The 10737-nt window shown below is 69.2% G+C and carries 10 protein-coding genes and 1 pseudogene; 3 read left to right on the forward strand and 8 right to left on the reverse strand.

Annotated features, from left to right (window positions below):
• Window positions 1-867: aminotransferase class I/II-fold pyridoxal phosphate-dependent enzyme (locus KQ305_RS06590; RefSeq protein WP_399230832.1), on the reverse strand; the 867-nt coding region annotated here is incomplete at its 3' end.
• Between the two features lie 141 nt (window positions 868-1008).
• On the reverse strand, window positions 1009-2130 hold the full coding sequence (locus KQ305_RS06595) for a hypothetical protein (protein ID WP_259724625.1): 1122 nt from the start codon (window positions 2128-2130) through the stop codon (window positions 1009-1011).
• A 107-nt stretch (window positions 2131-2237) separates the two neighbouring features.
• Between KQ305_RS06595 and KQ305_RS06600 the strand changes: the two genes are divergently transcribed.
• Complete coding sequence (locus KQ305_RS06600; RefSeq protein ID WP_259724626.1) at window positions 2238-5084, forward strand: RNA helicase; 2847 nt, start codon at window positions 2238-2240, stop codon at window positions 5082-5084.
• 38 nt (window positions 5085-5122) lie between these two features.
• On the opposite strand, the gene purB is transcribed toward KQ305_RS06600, so the two are convergent.
• Both purB and KQ305_RS06610 read right to left on the reverse strand, forming a co-directional pair.
• Entirely contained in the window at window positions 5123-6418 is a 1296-nt protein-coding gene (gene purB, locus KQ305_RS06605; RefSeq protein WP_259724627.1) for an adenylosuccinate lyase, read from the reverse strand.
• Between the two features lie 52 nt (window positions 6419-6470).
• Window positions 6471-6683 carry a hypothetical protein gene (locus tag KQ305_RS06610; RefSeq protein ID WP_259724628.1) on the reverse strand — a complete coding sequence of 71 codons (213 nt, stop codon included), beginning with the start codon at window positions 6681-6683 and terminating at the stop codon, window positions 6471-6473.
• 141 nt (window positions 6684-6824) lie between these two features.
• Between KQ305_RS06610 and KQ305_RS06615 the strand changes: the two genes are divergently transcribed.
• Window positions 6825-7649, forward strand: coding sequence for a TlyA family RNA methyltransferase (locus KQ305_RS06615; RefSeq protein ID WP_259724629.1), 825 nt, complete (start codon window positions 6825-6827; stop codon window positions 7647-7649).
• A gap of 31 nt (window positions 7650-7680) precedes the next feature.
• Here KQ305_RS06615 and KQ305_RS06620 read toward each other — a convergent pair whose 3' ends face one another.
• The gene (locus KQ305_RS06620) at window positions 7681-8019 is read right to left on the reverse strand and encodes a P-II family nitrogen regulator (RefSeq protein ID WP_216906005.1); all 339 of its coding nucleotides are present in this window, start codon (window positions 8017-8019) and stop codon (window positions 7681-7683) included.
• Window positions 8020-8216: 197 nt separating this feature from the next.
• On the opposite strand from KQ305_RS06620, the gene queF reads away from it, so the two are divergent.
• Window positions 8217-8636, forward strand: coding sequence for a preQ(1) synthase (gene queF / locus KQ305_RS06625; protein WP_259724630.1), 420 nt, complete (start codon window positions 8217-8219; stop codon window positions 8634-8636).
• A 1-nt stretch (window position 8637) separates the two neighbouring features.
• Here the strand turns inward: queF and KQ305_RS06630 are convergent, their stop codons facing one another.
• From KQ305_RS06630 to KQ305_RS06640, 3 genes and pseudogenes are all read right to left on the reverse strand, one after another.
• The gene (locus KQ305_RS06630; RefSeq protein WP_399230835.1) at window positions 8638-9924 is read right to left on the reverse strand and encodes a cytochrome c biogenesis protein ResB; all 1287 of its coding nucleotides are present in this window, start codon (window positions 9922-9924) and stop codon (window positions 8638-8640) included.
• 29 nt (window positions 9925-9953) lie between these two features.
• Window positions 9954-10214 (reverse strand): annotated as a pseudogene (locus tag KQ305_RS06635) (cytochrome c biogenesis protein CcdA); the annotation flags it as partial.
• A 206-nt stretch (window positions 10215-10420) separates the two neighbouring features.
• Window positions 10421-10737, reverse strand: a 317-nt coding sequence (locus KQ305_RS06640; protein WP_311134327.1) for a MazG nucleotide pyrophosphohydrolase domain-containing protein, incomplete at its 5' end; no start/stop codon positions are given.

Raw genomic sequence — 10737 nt, forward strand, 5'->3', positions numbered from 1 at the left:
GATCTGGGGCTGGGCTTCGATCTGCCGCAGCGCCGCCAGGGCCCCGGCCGCCAGGGGCGGCGCCAGGGCCGTGGTGTAGCGGAAGGCGCCGCCGGCCTGCAGCAGCCAGTCGCCCAGCAGGGCGTCGCCGGCGAGGAAGGCGCCACCGCTGCCGAAGGCCTTGCCGAAGGTTCCACTCACCAGGTGCACCCCCTCCAGACCATGGGCCAGGCCGCGGCCGCCGGGGCCCAGCACCCCCAGGGCGTGGGCCTCATCAAGCAGCAGCAGGGCGCCGTGGCGCCGGCACAGGGCGGCCAGGGCCGGCACGTCGGGACTGGTGCCCTCCATGCTGAACAGGCTCTCGCTGAGCACCAGCCGCCTCTGGTCGGGCTGCCGGGTGCGGGCCTGGGCCAGCCGCCGCTCCAGATCCTCCAGGTCGTTGTGGGCGAAGCGCTCCAGCCGCGCCCCACTGGCCCGCACACCGGCCAGCAATGAGTGATGCACGTGGCGGTCGGCGCACACCAGGGCCTGGCGATCGGCCAGGGCGCTCACGGCGGCGAGGTTGGCCTGGAAACCACTGGGGAACAGCAGCACCCGCTCCCGGCCCAGCCAGGCGGCCAGGGCGGCCTCCAGCTGCAGATGGACTGGGCGGGTGCCGGTGACCAGCCGAGAGCCGCCGGCACCCAGGCCGCTGCTTTCGAGTTCCGCCCGGGCCGCGGCGATCACGCCTGGATGGTGACTCAGGCCCAGGTAGTCGTTGCTGGCCAGATCCAAAAGCGGCGTAGCCGATCCAGGGGCGGCGTCCGCCGCGGCCGGGATCAGAAGGCAGCCCTCCACGGCCAAGAAGCCACGCAGGTGCCGCCGCCGCTCCGGCGCCAACCGCTCCAGGGACCTGCGGATCTCCCTTCGCCAACTGGCCTCGGCGCAGACGCCGCCTGGGTCATCGCCGGTGGGGGGGGATGGGGCCAACCAGGAACCTGGTGCAGGGAGCTGATCAGTCTGAATGGGCCTCCACCGACCGCCTGACTGTCAAAGGGCGTACCGGAAGATCGCTGCGACGGCGGCGCCATCGGGGAGGTCCTGCTGCCGAACGGCCAGTACCTCGCCACCGGAGAGCAGAACCCGCCGCGCGATCTCATCGAGCACGCCATAGCTGTCCACTCCTGGGGCCCCGGCTTCCTCGATGCGACCATCCGTTTCGTTGATGACGCCATCGATCACCCGGTCCATGTCCACCAGCAGGCTCTGCACCGCCTCGAAGGTGGCCGCCCGAGCCACCTGAGCCAGATCGGTGCTGGCCCGGCCTGTGTTGCGACGCTGGTTGAACAGGTCGTGCCAGTCGACCAGCCGCTGGCTGTGGAGCCCATCAAACACTGGGCGAGCGGCCTCAGCCAGCTCCGCATCCGAGCGGCGCTCCGGGCTGCCCTCGATGGTGGCGGCGGCCAGATGGGGGTAGGTGTTCACAGATCGGAAGATCGCCCCGAGGCTCTCCACCGCCGCCAGAACCAGCGGCAGGCCTTGGCCGGAAAGGTGATCTCTCAGTGCCCGGTCCACCTGGCGGGCGTACTGCCGCAGCCGCACTTTCTTGCCCTCCGAGCCCGTCAGCCGGCCGCTGGGGGAGCGGTCGTTGATGCTGGCCTTGCCCACGGCCGAAGCCGCGTCCGTGGGCAGACCGGCCAACTTCACTGTGTCGGCCGGCAGGTCAGCCGATACGTCGATCAGCCGCACGCCGCCATCGGCGAGGGCCAGCACGTAACCGCTGTTGCCAAAGCTGGTCGCCCGCAGCAGGGGCTTGAGGTGAAACCGGTCGGAGACGGCCACCAGGGGCTCGACCGATGTCGGCAGGCGATAGGTGACGAGGGTGTCGGGGGTGGCGTAGGTGACCAGGGAGCGGGCCTGGAAACGCCAGAAATCATCGTCGTCGACCAGATCGGTGAACGATTCAGCCAGGGCTTCGATGGCAGAGCGATCGCTGCCAGCGGCCGTCAGCTGGCGGATTGCCTCCTCGCCCAGAGCCCTGAACTGCAGCCGGTCCACGTCAGTGTCGAGGGTGATTGGCGTGGTGGGCAGCACGATCGAAACACTCGGCCGATGGGAATGCCGGGCGAGCGCGCTGAGTTCCTCTTGGCTGGGCAGGTCGATGTGCAGCATGAATCGCCAGTGGAAGAGGGATTGCCTTCACTCTGCTCCAAGACCGAAAGGCCCGAGATCGCCTCAACTCTGGCCATGGCAAGACCGCCAGCCCATAGGATTCCCCGATGCTCGACCGCCCCGACGTTGGCAGCTCTTCACACGCCGACGGGCCTGGCAGCAACGCGGACGGCATCGACGTGACGAGCAGCAACCCGGCCGACAGCAGCGCCGTACCGCCGGTGGAGGACCTGTTCCCCTTCCCCCTGGATGATTTCCAGCTGGAGGCGATCGATTCCCTCAACCAGGGTCACTCGGTGGTGGTGAGCGCCCCCACCGGCTCCGGCAAGACCCTGGTGGGCGAGTACGCCATCCACCGGGCCCTGGCCCATGGCCAGAAAGTCTTCTACACGACCCCCCTCAAGGCCCTCTCCAACCAGAAACTGCGCGATTTCCGCCACCAGTTCGGCGACGAGAAGGTGGGCCTGCTCACCGGGGATCTGAGCCTGAATCGGGAGGCCCAGGTGGTGGTGATGACCACAGAGATCTTCCGCAACATGCTTTATGCGGAGATCGACCACGCCGACGACGATCCCCTGGCCGATGTGGAGGCCGTGGTGCTCGATGAGTGCCACTACATGAACGACACCCAGCGGGGCACCGTCTGGGAGGAATCGATCATCCACTGCCCGACGCGGGTGCAGCTGGTGGCGCTTTCGGCCACGGTGGCGAACGCGGGGCAACTGACGGACTGGATCGAGCGGGTGCACGGCCCCACGCGCCTGATCCACAGTGATTTCCGCCCCGTCCCCCTGGCCTTCAGCTTCTGCAGCGCCAAGGGCCTGCACCCGTTGCTCAACGACGAGGGCACCGGCCTGCATCCGAATTGCAAGGTCTGGCGCCCTCCGAAATCGACCCGCCGCAAGGGACCGAAGGAACCGCGGCCGCCCCAGCCTGAGGCACCGCCGATCGGCTTCGTGGTGGCCCAGATGGCGGAGCGCGAGATGCTGCCGGCCATCTATTTCATCTTCAGCCGCCGCAACTGCGACCGCTCCGTGCGTGACCTGGCCAAGGTGTGCCTGGTGGATTCCGGCGAGCAGGCGCGGATCCGCCAGCGGCTCGACGCCTTCATGGCGGTGACCCCCGAGGCGGTGCGGGAGGGCGGCCATGCCGATGCCCTGCTGCGGGGCATCGCTGCCCACCATGCCGGCGTGCTGCCGGCCTGGAAGGAACTGATCGAGGAGCTGTTCCAGCAGGGGCTGATCAAGGTGGTGTTTGCCACCGAAACCCTGGCTGCGGGCATCAACATGCCGGCCCGCACCACGGTGATCTCGGCCCTCTCCAAGCGTGACGAGCGCGGGCACCGGCCCCTGATGGGCAGTGAATTCCTGCAGATGGCGGGCCGCGCCGGCCGCCGCGGCCTGGACACCCAGGGCTACGTGGTGACGGTCCAGAGCCGTTTCGAGGGGGTCCGGGAGGCCGGCGCCCTGGCCACCAGCCCGGCCGATCCCCTGGTGAGCCAGTTCACCCCCAGCTACGGCATGGTGCTCAACCTGCTGCAGCGCTACGACCTGGCCAAGGCCCGGGAGCTGGTGGAGCGCAGCTTCGGCCGCTACCTGGCGGGGCTGGATCTGGCCGAGGACGAGTCCCGCATCGCCGAGCTCATGGTCCAGCTGGCCAGCCTGGAATCGAGTGGCGGCGAGGTGCCCTGGGATGACTTCGAGGACTATGAGAAGGTCCGCGGCCGCTTGCGGGAGGAGCGCCGTCTGCACCGGATCCTGCAGCAGCAGGCCGAGGAAACCCTGGCCCACGAACTCACCCTGGCGCTGCAGTTCGCCAGTGAGGGCACCCTGGTGAGCGTCAAGGCGCCGGCCCTGCGCAGCCGGGTCACCCCGGCGGTGATCGTGGCCAAGGTGCCCGGCTCCGGCCAGTTCCCGCTGCTGCTCTGCCTCACCGACGAGAATGTCTGGATCCTGTTGCCCTGCCATGCGGTGGTGACCCTGCACGCCGAGCTCAGCTGCCTGCAGGTGAACCAGCTGGAGCCGCCGGAGCTGCACCACGCCAACGAGCTGCGCCACGGCGACAACGCCAGCGGCGGCCTGGCCCTGGCGGTGTCCTCGATGGCCCGCCGCCATGACATGCACACCCCCCGCTACGACCTGGCCGGCGAGGTGCAGCAACAGGGCCAGCTGGTGCTGCAGCTGGAGCAGGAGCTGGAGGCCCACCCGGCCCACCGCTGGGGCGACCGCAAGCACCTCAAGAAGCACCGGCGCCGCATGGAGGAACTGGAGGAGGAGATCGGCGAACGCCAGCGGCTGCTGCACCACCGGGCCAACCGCCACTGGGACACCTTCCTCTCCCTGATCGACATCCTGCGCTTCTTCGGCGCCCTGGACGGCGAAGAGGGGCTGGAGCCCACCGAGGTGGGCCGCACCGTGGCCGCCCTGCGGGGCGACAACGAGCTCTGGCTGGGGCTGGCCCTGATGAGCGGCCACTTGGATTCCCTGGATCCGGCCGAGCTGGCGGCGGTGCTGGAGGCCATCTCCACCGAGGTGAACCGGCCCGATCTCTGGTGCGGCTACCCGCCGCCACCGGCCTCTGAGGAGGCGCTCCACGACCTGCGCGGCCTGCGGCGCGAGCTGCAGCGCCAGCAGGAGCGGGCCTCGGTGGTGGTGCCGGTGTGGTGGGAACCGGAGCTCACCGGCCTGGTCCACGCCTGGGCCAGGGGCGCCAGCTGGAACGACGTGATCGCCAACACCTCCCTCGATGAGGGCGATGTGGTGCGGATCCTGCGCCGCACCGTGGATCTGCTGGCCCAGATTCCCTACTGCGAAGTGATCAGCGAGCAGCTGCGCCGCAACTCGCGCCTGGCGCTCAAGAGCATCAACCGCTTCCCGGTCTGCGAAATCGAGGATCTGCTGAAAGGCGGCAACGGCAAGCTGGATCCGGCCACCGAGCGGCCCCCAGCCGGCTGAGGCTGGAGCGGTCGCCGCTGGTGGCGCCGGCCCCCGCCTCAGATCCCCAGCCGCTCCCAGATCACGTCCAGATGGGCCCGGTGCAGGTCGGTGGAGAAGCACGCCGCCAGCTGCTCGCTGCCCAGGTGGCTGGTGACCGTCGGGTCGGCCTGCAGGTTGGCGCGGAAGTCGCCCCCTTCGCTGTTCCAGGCGGCGTGGGCGTGGCGCTGCACGATCCGGTAGGCCTCTTCGCGGCTCAACCCCGCCTCCACCAGCGCCAGCAGCACCCGCTGGCTGAACACGACGCCGCCATACACGTTCATGTTGCGGGCCATGTTCCCGGGGTAGATCCCCAGGCCTTCGATCACGGCGGTCATCTCCCGCAGCATGAAGTGCAGGGTCACCGAGCAGTCGGGAAGCATCATCCGCTCCACCGAGCTGTGGCTGATGTCGCGCTCGTGCCAGAGGGCCACGTTCTCCAGGGCGGCCACGGTGTAGCTGCGCAGCACCCGGGCCAGGCCGCTGATGCGTTCGCTGCGGATCGGGTTGCGCTTGTGGGGCATGGCCGAGCTGCCCTTCTGACCCTTGGCGAAGTTCTCCTCCACCTCCAGCACGTCGGAGCGCTGCAGGTTGCGGATCTCGGTGGAGAAGCGCTCCAGGGAGGTGCCCACCAGGGCCAGGGTCTGGACGTATTCCGCGTGGCGGTCGCGGCCGATCACCTGGGTGCTGGCGGTGTCGGGCTCCAGGCCCAGCAGCCGGCAGGTGATGGCTTCCACCTCGGGATCGGTGTTGGCGTAGGTGCCCATGGCGCCGCTGATCTGGCCCACGGCCACCACCCGCTCCAGCCGCTCCAGCCGCTCCCGGTTGCGCTCGGTTTCCGCCAGCCAGCCGGCCACCTTGAAGCCGAAGGTGATCGGTTCGCCGTGGATGGCGTGGGAGCGGCCGATCATCACCGTGTCCTTGTGGGCCCGGGCCAGCTGGCGCAGGGCGCCGGCGAGGGCCTCAAGCTCGGTGCGCAGCACCGCCACCGAGGCCTTCAGCTGCAGGGCCAGCCCAGTGTCCAGCACGTCGGAGCTGGTCATGCCCACGTGGATGTAGCGGCCCGCATCACCGACGTGCTCGTTGACGTTGGTGAGGAAGGCGATGACGTCGTGGCGCACCTCCGCTTCGATCTCCAGGATCCGGGGAACCTCGAAGGCCGCCCTCTCGCGGATGGCGGCCATCGCCTCGGCGGGCACCCGGCCCAGCTGGGCGTTGGCCTGGCAGGCGGCGATCTCCACCTCAAGCCAGCTGCGGAACTTGGCTTCCTCGCTCCAGAGGTCGCCCATCTCCGGGAGGGTGTAACGCTCGATCAAGGGCCGGGCGGTGGCGAAGGATTCACCAACCTATCGAGCCGCCCCCACCGCCTCAGGCGGCGGCGGTCAGGCGCCGGTAGGGAAGCTCCAGGTGCACGGTCGACCCCCAGGCCTGCTGGCGCACCCAGCAGCGGGTGCCTCGGCGGCGGATCAGCTGGAAGGGGGGCAGATCCTCGGGATGGTCCCGCAGCCTCACGAAGCTTCCGGGGTGGAGCAGCTCCACCACATTGGATCCGGGGGCAGCCGTGGATCCGGGGGCAGCCATGGCAGGAAGCGTGGGAGACCGTGGGGCCATCCTGCGACTGTTCCGAGCCGAACCCTCCGGTCATCGGTTTTTGTTCGGTTTGGGTCGCTGTTCGATGACAACATGCCGGTGGAGCGGTAGCACCCATGGCCGAAACGCACGATGGCCCGTAAGGAACGGCTCGATCGCCGGCTGGTGGATCTGGGTCTGGCCGCCAGCCGCCAGCAGGCCCAGCAGCTGATCCGGGCCGGCCGGGTGCGCGGTGGCGGCGACGTGCTCGACAAGCCGGGCACCGAGGTGCCCGAGACCCTGTTGCTGGAGGTGGAGCAGCCGCCCAGGTTCGTCTCCCGCGGGGGGGAGAAGCTGGAGGGGGCCCTGGCGGCCCTGCCGATCCAGGTGGAAGGCCGGGTGTGTCTCGATGGCGGCATCTCCACCGGCGGCTTCACCGATTGCCTGCTGCAGCACGGGGCCGTGCGGGTGTACGGGATCGATGTGGGGTACGGCCAGACCGCCTGGAGCCTGCGCACCGATGACCGGGTGGTGCTGCGGGAGCGCACCAACCTGCGCTACCTCACCCCGGAGGCCCTCTACGGCGAGGGGGACCCCAGGCCCGACCTGGCTGTCGCCGATGTGTCGTTCATTTCCCTCACCCGGGTGCTGCCAGCCCTGCGGGCCCTGCTACTGGAGACGGGCGAAGCGCTGCTGCTGGTCAAACCCCAGTTCGAGGTGGGCCGCCAGCGGGTGGGCAAGGGGGGAGTGGTGCGGGATCCGGGGGCCCATGCCGATGCCATCGCCACCGTGATCGCGGCGGCCCGGGAGCTGACGTGGCATCCGGCGGGACTGGTGGCCTCGCCCCTCACCGGGCCGGCGGGCAACCACGAATACCTGCTGTGGGTCGTTCCGCCCGGCCATGGCGCCGAACCGGAGGAGGTCTCGGAAGACTGGTCAGCACGTATTTCGGCCCTGGTGAAGGCCACCCTTGCGTAGGACGGCCTCGGGATGGGGCCGATGCGGCCGCTCAGATGGCGCCGCTGTCGAGGTCGCCGGTGCGGATCCGGATCACCGAATCGACGGTGCTGATGAAGATCTTGCCGTCGCCGATCTCACCGGTGCGGGCCGCATCCTGCACCGCCTGGACCACCGTGGCCACCCGTTCATCGTCGACGACGATTTCGAGCTTGAGTTTCTGCAGGAATTCGACCGTGAATTCGGAACCGCGATAGCGCTCCACCTGCCCTTTCTGCCGACCGAATCCGCGAACCTCGCTGACGGTCATACCCACGATGCCCGCATTGACTAGGGCGATCTTCACGTCCTCGAGTTTGAAGGGGCGGATGATGGCCTCGATTTTCTTCATGGCTGTGCTGCGGTCAGGAAGGCGACGGGTGGAGTCTCTCAGAGTCCCCGCCTGGGGAGGGGACGGCTCCATTACCGCCGAGGCTTGCCGGGGTCGTCGTAACGGTTGCTACGCGAACTCCGGGCCGCTGACCGGCGGCGCGGGCCACCCGAGGTGTCCTGTACGGTCGAAATCCGACCCCTTTCCTCCAACGGACCATGGCCACGCCATCGCCGGCGGCCCCGCCTCAGACCGTGACCCCCCTCTACGGCGAGCGGGCCATCGCCGAAGCCCAGCTGATCACTTTCCCCAATCCGCGCGTGGGCCGGTCCTACGAAGTCGCGATTGAACTGCCCGAGTTCACCTGCACCTGCCCGTTTTCCGGCTACCCCGATTTCGCTGTTCTGCGGCTCCTGTATCAGCCCGGTCCCCGGGTGCTGGAACTCAAGGCGCTCAAGCTCTACGTCAACAGCTACCGCGATCGCTCCATCTCCCATGAGGAGGCGGCCAACCGGATCCTCGACGACCTGGTCGACGCCAGTGATCCGGCCTGGATGCAGTTGGAGGCCGATTTCAACCCCCGCGGCAACGTCCATACCGTGGTGCGCGTCACCCACGGCGAGCGCCAGCCCTGCTGAGTCAGGGCTGGGGTTCGAGCCGCTGCAGCAGGGCCGGCAGTTCTGAGGCGAAGGCGGTGAGGTTGCGGTTGCAGAGCCCCGCCACGTGCAGCCGGCCGCTGGTCCCATCAGCGATCGCCCAGAGCTGGCGGGTGGCCACCAGGCTGAGGCCTCCGCCCAGCAGGGCGATGGCGAAGCCCGAATAGACCAGAGGCACGCCCGGATCGCGTTTGAGCAGGATGCCACTGGCCGGCAGCACGCTCGCCACCCGGATCGGCAGACCCTTCACCTCCTGGGCTTCCCCGCCGGGCACCAGCTGGGCCAGGGCCACGCCGTCGGGGCCGAACACCTGCACCGGCCCCTGTTCGCTGGTGAGGCTCAGCAGCACCGGCTCGGAGCCATCGGGGCGGGTGGGCAGCACCAGCCCCCAGAGTTGGTCGCCGAGCTGGGGGAAGGTCTGCAGGGGCAGCTCCAGCACCGGGCTGCGGCCCAGCTGCAGGCTGATCGTCGCCAGGGACCAGTCCGCCTGGTAGAGGGTCATGCCCCGATAGCGCAGGGGATGGTTGACGCTGATGGCCGCTTCGGTGGGGGGGGCGGTGTCGGTGGGGGGGATCAGCCGCAGGCTGGAGGAGAACTGCTCCGGCCGGCCGGCCGGATCCCGCTGGATGTGGAACTCGTCGAGGGCCAGGGTCACCTGGGTGCTGCCGCGGCTGTCGAGCAGTTCCAGCTCCCGGCCCGGGGCCAGGAAGCGCTCCAGCCGCTGGCCTCCCAGGGCGCCCCAGGCCGCCCCCACCATCAGCACCACCATGCCGGCATGCACCAGCAACGGGCCCACCCGGCCGAGCACCCCGCGGCGGGCCGCCAGGCGGTCGTCCTGGCGACGGATCTGCCAGCCGGAACGGCGCAGATCGGCCTCCAGCCGCTCCAGGCCTGCTACGGGCGCAGCGGTGATCAGGGTTTCGGCCACGCTCAGCTTGCTCAGCTGGCGGGGGCTGCGGTAGTCGATCCAGCGCAGGGAGGCTTGCAGGGCGGGCCACTGGCGACGCCAGCTGCACAGGATCAGGGACAGGCCCAGCCAGGCCAGCAGGCCCAGGAACCAGCCACTGGAATAGACGTGATCCAGTTGCAGCCGCAGCACCCCGTCCCCGCCAAGCAGGCCCAGCCAGGGGTGGGGGTCGTAGAGCTGGTGGTAGAAGGCCGCCTCCTCCTTCTGGGGGATGGCCGTGCCCACACCGCTGGCCAGGGCGATGAGCAGCAGCAGGCCGATGGCCAGGCGCAGGTCGGAGATCCAGCCGGCGAGGCGCTGCAGGGCGCGCCAGGGCGAGGGGGCGACGCTGGTCAAGGCAGCACCGACAGCAGGGTGAGGCCGCCGCTGGCGAGCAGCACCACGCCACTGATCGGTGGCACCCACTGGCCCAGGCGGCGCAGCTGCAGCAGCCTTGGCACGGAGGCGGCGACGGTGCCGGCCAGCAGCAGGGGCAACACCTGGCCGGCGCCGAAGCTGCAGAGCAGAAGCATGCCGACGAGGGGCTGGCCGCTCTGGGCCATCCAGGCCAGCAGCACCGCCAGCACCGGGGTGGTGCAGGCAAGAAGGGCAAGGGCGGTGAGGCGGAACATGGCTGACTCCTTTAGTCGGGTTTATGCGCAGCTTTAAACCTGACAGTTTTACTTTGGTCAAGAGGTTGAGTGATTTAGTCGGCATTTTGTCGCGGGGGCGGCGCGGCCGTTGGCAGGGTGGCCCCCCACCCCGTTCCACCCCCACGCAACGGGCGAAGGCGCCTTGCAGGACCGGGCTTTGCCGGGGCTCAGGCCTGGTTGGATTTTTCTTCCGCCTTGGCGCGGTTCCACAGAGCGTCCATTTCGGCCAGATCACTGTCGGATGGGGCCTTGCCGGTTTCGGCCAGCCAATCTTCAATCCGGGAAAAGCGGCGGGTGAATTTCTGGTTGGCGGCGCGCAAGGCCGCTTCGGGGTCGATCTTCAGGTGACGGGCAAGGTTGGCCATGACAAAAAAGAGATCACCGATTTCCTCGGTCAGATGGGTTTCGGTCAGGGTGTCACGCGCCTCAACCACCTCTCGCGCTTCTTCGACCAGTTTGTCGAGAACCTGATCCGTGCTTGGCC

It is taken from the genome of Synechococcus sp. CS-1332 (genome assembly GCF_025127995.1).
Lineage (GTDB): Bacteria > Cyanobacteriota > Cyanobacteriia > PCC-6307 > Cyanobiaceae > Cyanobium.